General features: G+C 36.4%; 18 protein-coding genes. 6 read left to right on the top strand and 12 right to left on the bottom strand.

Annotated features, from left to right (window positions below; all coding sequences use genetic code 11):
• Positions 1 to 20 precede the first annotated feature (20 nt).
• Positions 21 to 293 carry a hypothetical protein gene (locus tag AACP56_RS15380; protein WP_339337869.1) on the top strand — a complete coding sequence of 91 codons (273 nt, stop codon included), beginning with the start codon at positions 21 to 23 and terminating at the stop codon, positions 291 to 293.
• Positions 294 to 310: 17 nt separating this feature from the next.
• Here AACP56_RS15380 and AACP56_RS15375 read toward each other — a convergent pair whose 3' ends face one another.
• The 8 genes from AACP56_RS15375 to AACP56_RS15340 form a co-directional block, all read right to left on the bottom strand.
• Positions 311 to 1,171: a universal stress protein gene (locus AACP56_RS15375; RefSeq protein WP_339337867.1), complete on the bottom strand. Its 861-nt coding sequence runs from the start codon at positions 1,169 to 1,171 to the stop codon at positions 311 to 313.
• A gap of 17 nt (positions 1,172 to 1,188) precedes the next feature.
• Entirely contained in the window at positions 1,189 to 2,034 is an 846-nt protein-coding gene (locus tag AACP56_RS15370) for a universal stress protein (RefSeq protein ID WP_339337865.1), read from the bottom strand.
• Complete coding sequence (locus AACP56_RS15365; RefSeq protein ID WP_339337863.1) at positions 2,031 to 2,900, bottom strand: universal stress protein; 870 nt, start codon at positions 2,898 to 2,900, stop codon at positions 2,031 to 2,033. Before AACP56_RS15365 ends, AACP56_RS15370 begins: the two co-directional genes overlap by 4 nt.
• Positions 2,901 to 2,918: 18 nt before the next feature.
• Positions 2,919 to 3,764 (bottom strand): universal stress protein, encoded by an 846-nt coding sequence (locus AACP56_RS15360; RefSeq protein WP_339337861.1) that lies wholly within the window; start codon positions 3,762 to 3,764, stop codon positions 2,919 to 2,921.
• A gap of 96 nt (positions 3,765 to 3,860) precedes the next feature.
• Positions 3,861 to 4,712: a universal stress protein gene (locus AACP56_RS15355; RefSeq protein ID WP_339337859.1), complete on the bottom strand. Its 852-nt coding sequence runs from the start codon at positions 4,710 to 4,712 to the stop codon at positions 3,861 to 3,863.
• A gap of 92 nt (positions 4,713 to 4,804) precedes the next feature.
• A complete protein-coding gene (locus tag AACP56_RS15350) occupies positions 4,805 to 5,644 on the bottom strand; it encodes a universal stress protein (RefSeq protein WP_339337857.1) in 840 nt (279 codons plus the stop codon).
• 96 nt (positions 5,645 to 5,740) lie between these two features.
• Complete coding sequence (locus tag AACP56_RS15345) at positions 5,741 to 6,793, bottom strand: response regulator (RefSeq protein WP_339337855.1); 1,053 nt, start codon at positions 6,791 to 6,793, stop codon at positions 5,741 to 5,743.
• Positions 6,794 to 6,796: 3 nt separating this feature from the next.
• Positions 6,797 to 8,311, bottom strand: coding sequence for a sensor histidine kinase (locus AACP56_RS15340; protein WP_339337853.1), 1,515 nt, complete (start codon positions 8,309 to 8,311; stop codon positions 6,797 to 6,799).
• An 84-nt stretch (positions 8,312 to 8,395) separates the two neighbouring features.
• Here AACP56_RS15340 and AACP56_RS15335 point away from each other — a divergent pair, with 84 nt between their 5' ends.
• Positions 8,396 to 8,809 carry a hypothetical protein gene (locus AACP56_RS15335; RefSeq protein ID WP_339337851.1) on the top strand — a complete coding sequence of 138 codons (414 nt, stop codon included), beginning with the start codon at positions 8,396 to 8,398 and terminating at the stop codon, positions 8,807 to 8,809.
• On the opposite strand, the gene AACP56_RS15330 is transcribed toward AACP56_RS15335, so the two are convergent.
• A complete protein-coding gene (locus AACP56_RS15330; protein ID WP_339337849.1) occupies positions 8,810 to 9,634 on the bottom strand; it encodes a universal stress protein in 825 nt (274 codons plus the stop codon).
• A 1-nt stretch (position 9,635) separates the two neighbouring features.
• Entirely contained in the window at positions 9,636 to 9,947 is a 312-nt protein-coding gene (gene hpf, locus AACP56_RS15325; protein WP_339337847.1) for a ribosome hibernation-promoting factor, HPF/YfiA family, read from the bottom strand.
• Positions 9,948 to 10,075: 128 nt separating this feature from the next.
• On the opposite strand from hpf, the gene AACP56_RS15320 reads away from it, so the two are divergent.
• Positions 10,076 to 10,528, top strand: coding sequence for a DUF2267 domain-containing protein (locus AACP56_RS15320; RefSeq protein ID WP_339337845.1), 453 nt, complete (start codon positions 10,076 to 10,078; stop codon positions 10,526 to 10,528).
• Between the two features lie 131 nt (positions 10,529 to 10,659).
• Here AACP56_RS15320 and AACP56_RS15315 read toward each other — a convergent pair whose 3' ends face one another.
• Both AACP56_RS15315 and AACP56_RS15310 read right to left on the bottom strand, forming a co-directional pair.
• On the bottom strand, positions 10,660 to 11,055 hold the full coding sequence (locus AACP56_RS15315) for a DUF302 domain-containing protein (protein WP_339337843.1): 396 nt from the start codon (positions 11,053 to 11,055) through the stop codon (positions 10,660 to 10,662).
• A 199-nt stretch (positions 11,056 to 11,254) separates the two neighbouring features.
• The gene (locus AACP56_RS15310; protein WP_339337841.1) at positions 11,255 to 12,220 is read right to left on the bottom strand and encodes a 1-phosphofructokinase family hexose kinase; all 966 of its coding nucleotides are present in this window, start codon (positions 12,218 to 12,220) and stop codon (positions 11,255 to 11,257) included.
• A gap of 109 nt (positions 12,221 to 12,329) precedes the next feature.
• On the opposite strand from AACP56_RS15310, the gene AACP56_RS15305 reads away from it, so the two are divergent.
• The 3 genes from AACP56_RS15305 (at position 12,330) to AACP56_RS15295 (ending at position 14,774) form a co-directional block, all read left to right on the top strand.
• Positions 12,330 to 13,427, top strand: coding sequence for a site-2 protease family protein (locus tag AACP56_RS15305; RefSeq protein ID WP_339337840.1), 1,098 nt, complete (start codon positions 12,330 to 12,332; stop codon positions 13,425 to 13,427).
• Positions 13,428 to 14,192 carry a VIT1/CCC1 transporter family protein gene (locus AACP56_RS15300; RefSeq protein WP_339337838.1) on the top strand — a complete coding sequence of 255 codons (765 nt, stop codon included), beginning with the start codon at positions 13,428 to 13,430 and terminating at the stop codon, positions 14,190 to 14,192.
• Positions 14,193 to 14,309: 117 nt separating this feature from the next.
• Positions 14,310 to 14,774, top strand: a complete 465-nt coding sequence (locus tag AACP56_RS15295; RefSeq protein WP_339337836.1) for an Hsp20/alpha crystallin family protein — start codon at positions 14,310 to 14,312, stop codon at positions 14,772 to 14,774.
• The last annotated feature ends 109 nt before the right edge of the window (positions 14,775 to 14,883 follow it).

The following is a 14,883-nucleotide window of genomic DNA, read 5'->3' as shown; positions in this document are numbered from 1 at the left end:
TTTTGGGAAAACCCAAAAACATGAGAACACTTGCTACCCTTAAAAACGTGGATTCTGAAGATTGTAAAAAAATAATATTACGCAACTTGAGTCGTGTACTGGAAATCCGAATTATTGATATTGATACTGACAATGGGATTCTTCATTTTCTTTGCAATGGGCAAAAAGCTTTTGAAGAAGTAAAAAAAGAATTGATCAGGATTGGTTATCCCATTCAAAAATATACCAACAAATTTCCAATCAATACAGATTTCAACACTACACGGAAAACACTAGCTACTATTATTCAATAGCTTCTAGTGCAGATCCGCTATGAATCAATGAGAGGTAAAATCAAAAAAGGAACCTCGGTATAAAATACTACACGCTTAATTACGTTCTCCTTGGTCAATTTCTCAAAAAAGCTGTGCCAATAATTGATCATGACGATCATTCCGATTTCCTTATTACTTTCTGTGTAGGACATAATTGCCTCTGAAATTTTGGAATGTCCATCCACTTCAATAAAACTTTGTGATAGTTTATGTAGTCTTTTTGCCAATAGGCTTTTGGCCGCCTTTTGGTTATCGTTAAGTTCTTCTCCTTTTTCTACATGAACAATGTCAATTTTGGAGTTCCATAGTTTTGCGAGTTCAATGAGAGGAACAAGTTCCGCCTTGGAATACACATGCTCAAAATTAGTGGCAAAGACTATTTTATCGGGCAAATCATAACTGTAATCTGATGGTACAGCAACAATTGGGCAGTAATCAATATGTTTCAGAATCTGGATGGTACTACTACCCATAAATACCTCTTTAACAGCGGACGACCCTTTGGTGCCCATAAAGACGAATTCTATGTTATTATTCTTAATTGTCCATGCAACTGCATTTACCAAAGAATCAGCAATACTATGGCCTTCAAAAGTATGTAGTGAATTCTTATTTTTCGTTTCCAATTCATTTACTAGCCTCTTTATATTTCTTTCAGCTTCTTCTTTAATGGCCCTAAACAAACGGGTGCCCCTTGCCCTACTCCTCGTGTTTTCGAGACCCGAAGCGCTGACCTGATAAGAATTTAAGATATGGAACTTGCATTCTACGTTCTCAAAAAGATAGATAGCATAGTCTATGGCCTTGCGGGCATTAGGTGAAAAATCTGTTGGTAATAGAATTTGTTTTGTTTTCATTCTTTAAATGCTTTTTATCAATGTTCTGGGAGCATTAATAGGGGTACATGGGAATGGAAGGCAATCTTTTTCACTACAGGTTCACCAATAATTTTTTCCCAAAACGTGTGATGATATCTAATCATTGCTATTAATTCAATTTCTGTTTCCTGGACATACTTCTCAATACTACCAGATACGTTGGCATGGAACTCCGCATCCTCATAAGTATAACTAATCATATTAAGACGCTCCTCTAAAATTTTCATATTGGCTTGTTGAATATCCTTTAGACCAGGCTCATCAGCTACACGTACTATTCTTACTTTGGCCTTCCAAAGTTTGGCCAATTCAATCAATGGCAAGAGTTCGAACTTTTCAAAAGTTCTCGTAAAGTCAGTTGGAAAAGCCAAGGTTTTTAAACGTTGGAAATTATATCCTGCAGGTACCACCAAAATGGGACAATCTTTAATTTTCTTCAATATTTTTACGGTATTGCTGCCCATAAAAACCTCTTTTAAACCACTTGCACCTTGTGTTCCCATAACAATAAGGTCAATATCCTTAGTTGTTGCCATGTGCTGTAAAGTCTCCTCTAAAGTCCCTGATTTTGAAAGTGTCTTAAAACTGTGGTTAGGGTTTCCGTGGTTTTTGCTTAGGTACTCCAAAATCCTATCCAGTTCCCCAGTAGAATATTTTGATAGTGAGTCGTAAATAAGTCCCAATCGCTGTTGACCCTTTCGAGCTAGCATGTTAGGCATATGAGGCTCATAGCTATGCAAGACGTAAAATTCACATTCGGTATCTGCATATAGTTTTAGTCCTGTAAAAATAGCATTCCAAGCATTTTCCGAAAAATCAGTAGGTAAAACGATTTTTTTCATGCCTTACTTTCCTTAGTTGCTTGTTCAGAAATATGGGGTATCACTAAAAAAGGAATGGTGGTATGGTAGCCAATAGCATCTACATTTTGTTTCACAAGCAACCGTTCCAAGAAAGAATGCTTACGGTTCATCATCGCCAGTAGTCCTATATTATGATGGGCTATGTATTCATGGACCGCATCTGGCATCAATTTATCTTTGATCTGTTCAAAACTACAATCCAAGGATTTTAAGTGTTCCGTGAGCAGTTTTTTATTCGTTTTTTGATCCTCTGTAAAGTCCTCTTTATCGTTTACATTCAAGATTTTCACCTTGGCATTGTGGAGTTGAACCACTTCAATTAGAAATTGTAATTCTTTTTTGTTTAAAGATGTTTTATAATCTGAAGGGAATAAAACATCTTTAATTGTTTTAAAAACATATCCGCTGGGTACTACCAATACGGGTATTTTAGATTTTCTAATGGCATGTACCGTATGGGTGCCAAGAAAAATCTCTTTAGCTCCAGTAGCACCTTGAGTGCCCATAACAACCAAATCTATATTTTCCCGATTGGTCACATCCCTTATTTCATCCGTTAAGGTATTAAATGCCGACAGGGTCTTAAATTGATGGTTTGGGTTCTTAAACTTTTGTTCAATATTAATACTTGTATTTTCCAAACCTGCCTGCGCACGTTCTACTCCCGCATCGGGTATAGCACTAAAAGCTGGACCTCCCATGGCATAATCCGCTCTATAAAATGCAGGTGTATAGGTATGCAAAATATAGAACAAGCAAGTCTCATCCTTAAAAAATTCCAAAGCATATGTAATTGCATTCCATGCATTTCCGGAGAAATCGGTAGGTAATAAAATTTTTTTCATTGTTTCTAACTTTCGCTTTTACCTAGGTAAATTTTGCATTACTAAAAATGGCGTTTTTGGGTGTAGCCCTATCTCGTCCACAGTAGATCTATAGAGCATATCTTCCATAAATGAATGTCGTGAATTGACCATCACCAAAAGATTGATCTCTTTTTCAGAAATATTCTCCAATATGGCTTCTGCCTTATTCTTTATTGGGGTACGATCAAAAAATAAATAGGCGCCGTATAGTGTTTCTTTTATAAAAAGCTGATTGTCCAATTGACGATGGCTTAAATTTTCAAAGTCCGAAATGTATAGGCAATGTACCTCTGACTTGAATTCCCTTGCAATATCATTTAAGAGTTTCAATTCCCTTCGTTTATAAGGTATCATATAGTCCGTTGGGAACAGTATTTTTTTTGGTTGCTGATATTCATAGTTCTCAGGTATGGCCAAAACTGGACAATGCACATATTTGAATATCTGTACCGTATGGCTACCAAAAGTGATTTTTTTGTCCGCTGTTTGGCCTTGGGTACCCATAATGACCAAATCCACATTGATTTGATTTACAAAATCATTTACGGCGTCCACCAAAGATTCAAAAGCTGAAACCGATTCATAAGAATGCTTCGGATTACTGGTCTCCACTTTAAGCTTGTCAACCAGTTTCTTAAGCCTTTCATCAGTATTCTTTTTAGCAATCCTTTTTTGTTTCTCAATAGAATCATTGGTCTTATTTTTAAAGAGTCCATATACCTCATCAGCATAAGCATGCAAAAAATAGAAATTGGTTCGTTCGCATTTGTAGAGATTCAATGCATATTGGATAGCGTGCATTGCATTATCCGAAAAATCTGTGGGAATCAATACGATTTTCATTTTTTTTGTTTTGATGTATCCAAAAATATTCTCCCAAGAACTTAGAAACTATGATATATGTCAGTGCCAAATGGAGACTTAGACTTATGGTGACCATTAGCCTTGAAGGGATAAGAGCGGTATCTTTGTATCAAAACTTACTTCTTCCACCGTAGTATCCAAAAACTGTTTCTGTAGAAAATTATAATCCTTGGAAACCATTATAATAAGATCGGCATTAATGCTTTGGGCAAAAAGTCTTATGGCGTCTTCTACTTTTTTATAATTTACCTTATGAAAAGTGATGGGATTTTCTAAAACTGTTGAAAAACGTTTCATTATCGCCTCCTTTACATCATGTTTTTGCTTGGAAAGTGTTTTCACGGGACGGTTTACATAAAGCAAATGAAAATTGGTTTTTGATGACCCCATGATTTCTGTAATACTTCTAAAAACGACATCAGAATATTCAAAATCCAAATCTGTGGAAAAAACTATCTCGCCCAAGCCTTTAAAACTTGTTTTACTTGGCACTACCAATACATTACATTCCACTTTAGTAATAACGTCACCGGCATGGGTGCCCGTAAAGAATTCCTTTACCTCAGTAGCACCCTTTGTGCCCATTACAATGAGCTCTATCCTGTTTTGTGCAACTTGGTCCTTAATCGACTTTAAAAAATGTCCTTTTGCATGCACGAGGGTGAAATGATGATTTTCCTTTTCCTTGGAAACCAGTTTTAGCTCATTTTCTAAATCTGTTAACTTTTCATCAATAGTTTTTGATTCTTTTTCAACCAAAATACCTGTCCCTAATTGATAGGATGGCTTTTCCAAGTAATCCTTACCTTCTACGTTCGCAAATAGTATAAAAAAATTGCAGGCAGTGTTCTGAAAAAAGGCCATAGCATACTGTATGGCATTCTTTGAGTTTTTAGAAAAATCTGTAGGTATGAGTATATTCTTCATCTCCCATTCATTTTTTGATTTTTAAAAATAAAGGAGTTGTAAAGGAAGAACTATGATAATTATCAGCAGGCTAATATCACAAAAGGGATATACTACTCATGTAACACCAAAAGTGGCACTGTAGTATGGAAGCTTAGTTTCTCTATAGTTGTATCAAATAGCAGCTGTTGCAAAAAGTTAAGGTTCTTAGCCACCATAATAATCATGTCCACATTGTTATGAGCTAGAGAATTCTGAATTGCCATACTTACGCTACTAGTATTGGATAGCGTATGGAAAGTAACCTTATTGGGAAAGGTTTCACTTAGGTAATCAAAAAGAAATTTTTTGTTTTCTTCCTGCAGTGTGCTAAGATGGGTATTTGGCCTTGAAACATTCAATACGTTAAGATGACTTTGGGTTATATTTAGAATCTCGGCTAGACTTTCCAATATGGTGTTGTTGTAAAAGATATTATAATCAGTTGAGAACGTAATTTCCTTGATAGAAAAAGTAGTGGTGTTTTCAGGAACCACCAGGACATCACATTGTATTTTTGTAATTACATCACCCGTATTGCTGCCCACAATAGCTTCCTTTATGCCTGAAGCACCTTTGGTTCCCATGACTATTAGGTCTATCTTCTTTTTGTCCACCACCTTTCTTATGGTATTCACAAGGTTACCATATTCTTGCAAAGCAATAAAGTTGTGATGGGTATAGTGCGGTAGCCCTTTTATTTTGTCAAATAGACCATCTAGCTTTTCTTTTATGGGTAAATCCAGTTCACCAGTAGGAAAAGTAAATGAGTTGCCTTTTATCGAAGATTGTCTAATATGCCCTACATGGAGTATATAAAAATTGCATGAAACATCTTTAAAAAATCGAATAGCGTATTGAAGCGCGCTCCAAGAATTTTCAGAAAAATCTGTTGGTATTAGTATGGTCTTCATTAAATGTATGCGTACTAGTAGCAAAAGTACTGTTACATATAACAGCAAAATATGACATTCATCATACTGTGATAGTCAAAGATTTTTAAGGAACCCCTAGTTTATATATTGTAGGGCCTTTAATTCCTTGATTCTTATATTTCGCCCTTCGATGGCAATAAGTCCCTCTTTTTTAAACCCGGATAAGGTACGGATAAGGCTTTCTGTAGCAATACCAGCTACACTTGCCAAATCATTTCTAGAGATTTTTATGGAATCATTTGCTTTGTAGTTCATGATTTCGGCAAATTGCAATAGCGTTTGTGCTGTTTTTTTACGAACAGAACTATAGGCCATTTGTAATAGCTGCGCTTTAACTTCTGAGATATTTTCGGTCAGGAGTTCCATAAGCTCCATGGAAACGTTTTTATTACTTTCTAAAACAAGTTTCAATTTTGACTTTGAGATACCCACAAGTTCTGTATTCTCCATCGCAGTAGCAGATTCTTTATGGGTAACATTATTTAGAAAGGAGGTAAAACCCAAGAAATCATCTGGTCGATATAAAGAGGTAATCAATTCTTTTCCGTTTTCATCTAGCCTATGGCACTTTACCACCCCTTTTGTAATAAGATATATTTTATGGGAGTGCGTACCTTCCCTAAAAACGGACTCTCCTTCGCTATAATTTTCTATTTCCCCATTATCATCAAAAAAATTCTTTAGCTGGTTTAGGGTTCGCATTTCATCCTCAGAAACCTCTTTTTTTGAATTGGTGTCATCAAACATTTGAGCCAATAGTTCCGCTTTTGCCAAACGACTTTCTATGGCACTTAACAAGTCCTCTTCTTCAAATGGTTTGGTCAAATAATCGTCTGCCCCAAGATCCATACCTTTTCTTATTTCTTTATGCTCAGTCTTTGCAGAAAGGAAAATAAAAGGAATGTGCTTTGTATTCTCATTGGAAGAAAGTTGTTCTAAAACTCCATAACCATCCAATTCTGGCATCATAATATCACAAACCACAATATCGGGTAGCAATTCCTTAGCAATGGTAACACCATGTTTTCCATTTGGTGCGGTGGCAACCGAGTAGCCAGAAAGCCCCAATAACTCTTCTGTATTTTCACGTAGCGCTCTGTCGTCTTCGATCAATAAGATTTTTTTCATTTTCTATTGGTTTACGTGTTCTTGTGGTATACAAACCTTAAATATTGAACCTTTGTTCTGTTTACTTGAAAACTCTAAAGTGGCTCCAAGATTTTCCAAATGTTGTTTGGCAATGTTCAACCCTATACCAGTTCCTTGGGTCAACAAGGCATTCTCTGCCCTAAAATAGCGGTCAAAAATATGTTTTTGGTCTTCAGGAGGTATGCCCATTCCCTCATCCTTAACTTCTATTTGCAATCCTCTTTTATTGTCTTTTACAACTACTTCTATTTTGCTATCCTCAGGAGAATACTTTATTGCGTTATGGATTAGATTGGAGAGTACCAGTTCTAAAGTCTTTTCATCAAATTTAATAATCAAATCATCTATATTTTCAGGATATAGAATTTGCTGTCCGGATTTGAGCAACATATTGGCATCATAGACTACTTCATTCACCACTTTGCTTAAGGGGAATGGTTCTACCTTGTAATTTACTTTCCCCAATTCTAAACGTTCCACAGAAAGAAAATCGTTGAGTATCGTATCCAAATACTTCACCTTGTTTCTTATGGTAGCCACGTGTTTATCACGCTTTTCCTGCTGTTCGGTCTGGGTATATTTGCCCAATAGCGTAATGGAAGTCAATATACTACTCAAAGGAGTCTTAAATTCATGTGAGACTAAAGACAGAAAACGTGTTTTTAACTCGTTCAAATCTTTCTCCTTAGCCAGAGCTTCAGTAAGTTGTTTGGTACGTTCTTGTACCATTTTTTCAAGCTTTTCAGTGTAGTTTTTCCGCTCGGTGATATCAAGTATAATAGCTACAAAAACTTGGTTGTCGCCCATACTCGATAGCTGCATATGCACTTCTATAGGGTACAATGAGCCATCCTTCCTTTTATGGGTTGTCTCGAAATCTATTTTTTCTTGTTTTCCAGTTAGCAGCGGTTCGATTAATTTTTTGAATTTTTGGACGTCAAATTCAGGTTTGACTTCCAAGGGTGTCATTGTTTTGAGTTCAGATAATGAATACCCCAAATTGCGTTGAGCTGCATCGTTCACATTTAAAAACATAAAGGAACTGGAATCAAAAATATAGATTTCATTAAGCGATTCGTTAAATATCCTGGCCCAATGCCCTAGCTCTTGCTCCTTCCTTTTACGGTCTGTAATATCGATAATCAATGCCATCACATAGGTAGCACCGTAAAGTTCAAAAGGGTTTAGCCCTACTTCCACGGGAAACTCTTCCCCATCTCCTCGGATACCATATAATTCACTTCCGTGACCCATTTGGCGCTTCTCACTCTTAGTAATAAAATCACTAACATGCTTATGGTGATTTTTGTGATAACGTCTTGGTATTAGGGTGTCCAAGCATTTACCAATCAGTTCATCCTTTTTATGTCCAAACATTTCCTCTGCTGAGGAATTTGTTGCAACAATAACCTGTTTGGTATTAACAACCAATATCCCTTCGGAAACACCTTCGGAAAGTAAGTTGAAAATATTACTGTTTTTTTGGAAAACACGCATAATCTAAAGGTAAAGTTTTTAAACTGATTTTTGTCATAGAAAAAAAAAGCCCTTAACCCTAATTTCATTGCAAGAAACATTAAAATGAAAAAAATGTTAAACTCACAAAAAGTTGGTATCGAGCTGTACGAAAATCTAGGAAAAATGTTCTATGCGGTAGCTATGACGGATGGAAGTGTCCATATTAAGGAATTGGATAAATTAAAGGAAATCGTTAGGGAAAGTTGGCTTAAGGTTGACGATATTGAAGACCGTTATCATGTTGATGCAGCATACCAAATAGAGACCGTGTTTGATTGGCTTTTGGAATACGACAAGGAAAGCGAAGAATGTTTCGATGATTTTGTAGAATTCTACGCAGACCATAAACAACTATTCCCTGAGCATATTAAGAATCTGATCAAGGAAACTGCCGGTGCCATTGCCAATTCATATTCAGGCAAAAACAAATCTGAGTTGATTATCATTGCAAAAATAGAGCTTCTCTTTAAAGATTAGTCAACCGATTTTAAATGTCAACACAGGTAAATTAGCGTGATTGGCTATATTTTCTGCAGTACTACCCTTAAAAAAATGGGCAAGCCCTTTGGTGCCATGGGTGCCTATAGCAATTATATCTGCATTTATCTTTTTTCTGTAGTTCATGATACCTTCTTCTAAACTACTAGCATAATAAATTTTTACATCAAATAGTGTGTTGGCATTATTCATAAAAAGGGCAACTTGATTCTCAATTTCTTTTTCGGTCTTTAAGTCAAAGCCTGATAGATTAATATAGGCAGGGAGAAACTTGGCCGAAAATTGCGTAGCAAATTCAATTGCTTTTTTGAACACAGGTATGGATTCAAGTTCAAAGTCAGAAACAAAAGCCATGGTATCAATTGAAAAATTTGAATCTTGTTCTTTGACCACTAAGACCGGTACTTCTGATGTTCTGACTACTTTTTCAGTATTAGAGCCTACAAAAAATTCATGCAAACCACTCGTACCATGAGAACCCATTACAATCAAATCTATTTGCTGTTCTTTTGCTACTGCATTTATTTCGTAAAAATCCTTTTGGTTCTGAATAATAGTCTGCACTTTTAGCTCTTTAAGGTATGGCCAGTTTAAAAAAGAGTCAAATCGTTCTTTTGCAAGTCTTATATAATATTGAGCTTCCTGTTCTTCTTGAGATTCATCTTTGGTTAGCACTGCATCTGAAACACCCATCATGTGAAGAACAATCAGTTTGGCATTAAATCTTTTTGCTATTTGTGCAGCTATCTCTAGAGCGTAAGCTGAAGTTTCGGAAAAGTCTACGGGTACCAATATATTCTTCATGTTAAATAGCCTTTCTACGTTTATCAAATTTTCCTTTACGTTTCCTCAACTGTATTTCTAAGTCGCTTATGGTTTCTGCTGCTGCTTTTTCAAAATCATCAGAATTCGACCTCGCGAATATTCTAGGACCAGGTGCACTTAGTTCCATATCGCAAACCTTTCCATTTCCCGTAGGGTCATTTTCCATTTTAAAGGTAATATCTGCCCTAATCAAAAATTGGTATTTGTGTTCCAGCTTTTTGAGCTTGTTGGCAACAATCTTGCTTAGTGTTTCGCTTGTGGGCATTTGTTGGTATTGGATGTTAATTGTCATCTTATTATACATTTTAAATTCTAGATTAAAACTAACGCCATCTTTTTGTAGTTAAAATGACATAAGTCATTTCGTGTGGAAATATCATTGTTCAACTTTAAGTCCAAAATTTTAAAAAGCTAAAGTTTATGGCACTCAATTTTAATCAATACGCAACTGAGGGGTATACTTTCCTAAAGGATTATACAAAAGAGATGAACCTTGGCACAAACACGGATAAAGCCGGTAGAATATTTACCGTAATAATGCATGCCTTACGCGATATTATTCCACCTGAAGAATCCTTGCAATTTATTGCACAACTACCTATGTTTCTTAAGGGGGTTTATGTAAATGGATGGAGCATAAAAAGGAAAAAGCCCAAAGTAAAGAACATGGCAGAATTCTTGGATTTGGTACGGCATCATGATTGGCCTGCTGCAGTGAATGATTTTGAGTACAGTGATGAGGTAGCCGAACGCTATGTGAACACTACCTTTATCTACCTTAGAAAGTATGTATCCCTTGGCGAGATGGAAGACATTCGCGACGGACTTCCCAAAGATTTGAAAAGTATGATTTATTCGAATTTGATGTTCTAAAGGACAAAATGCTATTCTTCATTCCCATGTTTTAGTGTTTATTTGCTAGAATTATTCATGGTGTTAATATCCAACAATGTTACACTAACTTAAACTGCAAAATATGTTTTAATTTTACATAGGTTTTTAAGTTAACCATGGAGCGTTTCAATCACGCTCTTGAGTTTATCCCGAACTGTTTCGGCAACTACTATCAATTGGTCATTTTTTACAGCTTGCATAGATACTGCTGGGTCAACCGCTGCTATTTCTATGGTTCCAGGTTCTTTTTTCTGAACTATGACATTACAGGGAAGCATAGTCCCAATCTTATCTTCAGCTTGAAGTGCCTTATATGCCAAAGGTGGGCTACAAGCACCCAATATTTTATAGTCATGAAAATCTACATCTAATTTTTTCTTCATAGTAGCTTTCATATCAATTTCCGTTAGCACCCCAAAACCTTCTTTTTTTAACGCTTCAATAGTTTTAATCACCGCTTCCCCAAAAGTCTCACCTTTTATAGTGGTAGAAAAATAATAGTCCATTCGCATTGTATTGTTTGTTACTATTCTGAAACAAATTACAAAGGACAGTTGAGCAATGAACTGATATTCGTCATCAACTAAGAAGAATTACCAATAATTTTTTTGGGTTTGATTAAGGGTAGCTATGAGGGATTATTGATGCCATATTTCCCCTTTGAATCTTTATTGATTTTAGTCACACGTAGTGTTCCCATACCTACTATCCATCTATTCGCATTCTATCTAGGGATGTTGAATTTGTCACAATCCAATTATATAACTCATCAACATCCTCCTTTCTACAAAGTTGGGTACCTTCCGTCATAGTTGCTGCTGTGCCACATGCAACTCCATACTTGGCCATTTCAGAGTCTGATCTGCCTTGTGCAAGCGCAAATGCCATTCCCGCAACCATACTATCCCCAGCACCAATGGCACTTCTTTTATATACTACAGGTGCTGCTATATATTCTAAAGTATCTTTAGTAACCAATATGGCACCTTGGGCACCAATTGACACGACCATAATCTCACAGGGATTGTTCTCTAAAAAATTCTTGGATATTGACTCTAGCTCAGAGAAGGAAATTGTTTTTAAATTACATAGTGAGGCAAGTTCTCCCAAGTTGGGTTTTAAAAGGTAAGCGCCTGCCTGTGCTCCATGGAGAAGTGCCTCGCCTGAAGTATCAAGAATCAACTTGACATTTTTTTTCATGGTAATTGCGGAAACCCGTGCATAAAAATCTATGGGCATACCTGGACAAAGACTGCCACTTGCCACCAGTAAATCACCATCGGATAAAATTGTATCTAACCTATCCAGTACATTTTTCCATTCGTCCTCACTTATAGATGGACCGGGCATCCCAAATCGATATTGCTGATTATTGGTAGTGTCTGTAACCGCAAGATTCTCTCGCACCCAACCTGCAACGGGAATAATTTGCTGTAAGATGCCTAAATCGACAAGTATATCCTTAAGATGCCTTCCTGTAGGGCCTCCTGCCAAATATATACAAAGGGATTTCCCTCCCAGTTCGCCAAGGACCTTGGACACATTTATACCTCCCCCACCAGCTTCAAAAATGGGAGTACTACAACGTAGCTTACTATCTGGTTTTATACCAGCTACGCTTGCGCTTTTATCTACGGCAGGGTTAACCGTCAATGTTATTATATTCTTCATGGGCATACAGTGTTAAATCCAAAATTAATCGGAAGTGCTTCCCCTACATATGACAAATATCATTGTCAAAAAAAACATCAGAAAATACCTTAGTCCAAAATTGGACTTAATGAAAGGTGTTTTAAAACTAGGTAGTGTTTCAGGGATTAAAATCGAAGTGCATTGGACATTTACCTTACTTCTAATCTGGGTAGTTATTTCTGAAATTCTACGGGGCGGGACCTTATTATCAACCCTGTTCAGTATCGGTCTAATCCTGATTCTTTTTGTATGCGTTGTACTACACGAATTAGGGCATGCATTAACGGCGAAAAAATTTCATATAAAAACTCAAAATATTACCCTTTTGCCCATTGGTGGAATGGCCACTATGGAAAAGATACCCGAAAAACCTTGGCAAGAATTAGCTGTAGCTTTGGCAGGACCAGCTGTTAACGTTGTTATTGCACTACTTTTATACCTATTTATTCCCGTTAAAGATTACCTTGGTATGGAGCCAGGACAAATATTGGAATCTCTTAATACCTTAAATTCACAAACTTTTTTTTTCTATCTATTTGCTGCAAATGTTATGTTGGTCGTTTTCAACATGATTCCAGCATTTCCAATGGATGGTGGACGGGTATTTAGAGCATTATTATCTTTTGCAATGGACCGTGTCAAAGCAACATCCATTGCTTCGGGATTAGGACAGCTAATGGCTGTTCTATTTTTCTTTCTAGGTGTATTTTCCAACCCTTTTTTGATATTGATTGCGATATTCATTTTTATTAGTGCCTATGGGGAAAACCAAATGGTACAGCAACATTCTTTGTTAAAAGGCCACACTGCAAAGGAAGCTACACTAAAATATATAACTCGGCTCCATCCTGAAGATACTGCACAAAAAGCAATTGATACTTTATTGGCAGGTTCGGAAAAGGATTTTGTTGTAACAGATGACAATCGTATTGTTGGGGTACTTTACCAGAAGGATATCATAAAAAATACTACTACACCATCTGTATTGATTGGGGATATTATGCAGACCACCTTTAAAACAGTAGATATGTCTACAGAGATGGTAAAAGTTCTCGAGCTAATAAAAAAGGATGAACAGAATTTTTTTCCTGTTACTAAAGACCAACAATTGGTTGGGGCCATAGACAGCAGTAATATTAGTGAATTTATTTTGTTGAAAAATGAAATTGCGAACAAACCCTACTAAATGAATATTCATTCTTTTGACAAAGAAAACTCATCACATGATGAAGCACTTATACATTCAGAAAACAAAGGACTTTTCAGGAAATTTGAAAAATACCTTGGCGAATTTGTATACGGTGGTATTGATGGATGCGTTACCACTTTTGCGGTAGTTTCTGGCTCGGTGGGCGCTGGGCTTGACAGCTCTGTGATTATTATACTAGGATTCGCAAACCTTCTAGCCGATGGTTTTGCCATGTCAGTCGGCGCTTATCTTTCCACAAAATCTGAAAAGGACAATTATCAGAAACACAGAAACATCGAATATTGGGAAATTGAAAATATGCCTGAAATAGAGGTTCAAGAAATTCGGAATATTTACGAAGAAAAAGGCTTTGAAGGTGATTTGTTGGAAAATGTAGTTGATGTAATCACATCAGACAAAAAGCGGTGGGTCAATGTAATGATGAAAGAGGAGCTAGGCATGTCCGAAATCACTAAGTCTCCATTTATAATAGGTGGTGTAACTTACGTTTCCTTTTTAGCAATTGGTCTAATACCACTGATAGTTTACGTTATAGACTATATTGACCCATTGGGTGTCAACCTATTTTTAATGGCATCCATACTTACAGCCACAGGATTTATTCTAGTTGGTTGGATGAAAACTTATGTCAATCAAACCAATCCGTTCAAGGGTATTTTTGAAACTCTACTATTGGGCTGTATTGCAGCAGTAGTATCATACTTTGTTGGTGACTTACTGGAGAAGATTGTTTTATCCTAAATCTTAATGTCTTTTAAAAAGAAATTATCCCCTGACTGATCTAAATCATTTTGTTGGGCTTCCGTAGGCAGTATTTTCGAAGTATTACAATGTTTAACCTTTAAAAAATAAAGCACTATGTCACTCGTAAAATTTAGAAGAAGACCCTTTGGAAATTTAATCACCCAAGATTTTTTTGATATGGACGATTTTTTTGACAATCGTGCATGGAGCAGGGATTTACTGCCCGATCGCTTCTGGAACGGCAAAAGAGCTGAGCCCGCATTAAATATCAAAGAAACCGAGGATGATTTTGAAATTGAGCTTGCCGCTCCTGGTTTTGCCAAGAAAGATTTTGAAGTTACCATAGATGATGGTTGCCTAAATATTTCTGCCGAAAAAGAACATTCTGAAGAAGAAAAAGAAGATAACTATACCCGTAGGGAGTTTAGTTACAACTCTTTTGAACGTTCGTTACAATTACCAGAAAGCATAAAACAAGAAGAAATCAGGGCCAAGTATAAGGATGGGATTCTTAGTTTTAAACTAGCTAAGAAAGAGGAGGCCAAAAAACTACCCCCTAAAAAGATAGCAATTTCGTAATACACTCAATTTCAGTTAGTTTTCCAAAATGCCTTCTTATCAAGCCTAATTGCGCATAAGTAAAACAGGTTGTTTCGAAGGCATTTCTTATTATAAGGAATTTTGGTGA

This window comes from Croceitalea sp. MTPC6 (assembly GCF_036985525.1).
Taxonomy (GTDB): domain Bacteria; phylum Bacteroidota; class Bacteroidia; order Flavobacteriales; family Flavobacteriaceae; genus Croceitalea.
This window is presented reverse-complemented; position numbering and strand designations above follow the sequence as displayed.

What these genes read in the sequence shown, in the direction of transcription:
- AACP56_RS15380 (WP_339337869.1), top strand. Translation starts at nt 21, where the DNA reads ATGAGAACACTTGCTACCCTTAAAAACGTGGATTCTGAAGATTGTAAA.
- AACP56_RS15375 (WP_339337867.1), bottom strand. Translation starts at nt 1,171, where the DNA reads ATGAAAACAAAACAAATTCTATTACCAACAGATTTTTCACCTAATGCC.
- AACP56_RS15370 (WP_339337865.1), bottom strand. Translation starts at nt 2,034, where the DNA reads ATGAAAAAAATCGTTTTACCTACTGATTTTTCGGAAAATGCTTGGAAT.
- AACP56_RS15365 (WP_339337863.1), bottom strand. Translation starts at nt 2,900, where the DNA reads ATGAAAAAAATTTTATTACCTACCGATTTCTCCGGAAATGCATGGAAT.
- AACP56_RS15360 (WP_339337861.1), bottom strand. Translation starts at nt 3,764, where the DNA reads ATGAAAATCGTATTGATTCCCACAGATTTTTCGGATAATGCAATGCAC.
- AACP56_RS15355 (WP_339337859.1), bottom strand. Translation starts at nt 4,712, where the DNA reads ATGAAGAATATACTCATACCTACAGATTTTTCTAAAAACTCAAAGAAT.
- AACP56_RS15350 (WP_339337857.1), bottom strand. Translation starts at nt 5,644, where the DNA reads ATGAAGACCATACTAATACCAACAGATTTTTCTGAAAATTCTTGGAGC.
- AACP56_RS15345 (WP_339337855.1), bottom strand. Translation starts at nt 6,793, where the DNA reads ATGAAAAAAATCTTATTGATCGAAGACGACAGAGCGCTACGTGAAAAT.
- AACP56_RS15340 (WP_339337853.1), bottom strand. Translation starts at nt 8,311, where the DNA reads ATGCGTGTTTTCCAAAAAAACAGTAATATTTTCAACTTACTTTCCGAA.
- AACP56_RS15335 (WP_339337851.1), top strand. Translation starts at nt 8,396, where the DNA reads ATGAAAAAAATGTTAAACTCACAAAAAGTTGGTATCGAGCTGTACGAA.
- AACP56_RS15330 (WP_339337849.1), bottom strand. Translation starts at nt 9,634, where the DNA reads ATGAAGAATATATTGGTACCCGTAGACTTTTCCGAAACTTCAGCTTAC.
- hpf (WP_339337847.1), bottom strand. Translation starts at nt 9,947, where the DNA reads ATGACAATTAACATCCAATACCAACAAATGCCCACAAGCGAAACACTA.
- AACP56_RS15320 (WP_339337845.1), top strand. Translation starts at nt 10,076, where the DNA reads ATGGCACTCAATTTTAATCAATACGCAACTGAGGGGTATACTTTCCTA.
- AACP56_RS15315 (WP_339337843.1), bottom strand. Translation starts at nt 11,055, where the DNA reads ATGGACTATTATTTTTCTACCACTATAAAAGGTGAGACTTTTGGGGAA.
- AACP56_RS15310 (WP_339337841.1), bottom strand. Translation starts at nt 12,220, where the DNA reads ATGAAGAATATAATAACATTGACGGTTAACCCTGCCGTAGATAAAAGC.
- AACP56_RS15305 (WP_339337840.1), top strand. Translation starts at nt 12,330, where the DNA reads ATGAAAGGTGTTTTAAAACTAGGTAGTGTTTCAGGGATTAAAATCGAA.
- AACP56_RS15300 (WP_339337838.1), top strand. Translation starts at nt 13,428, where the DNA reads ATGAATATTCATTCTTTTGACAAAGAAAACTCATCACATGATGAAGCA.
- AACP56_RS15295 (WP_339337836.1), top strand. Translation starts at nt 14,310, where the DNA reads ATGTCACTCGTAAAATTTAGAAGAAGACCCTTTGGAAATTTAATCACC.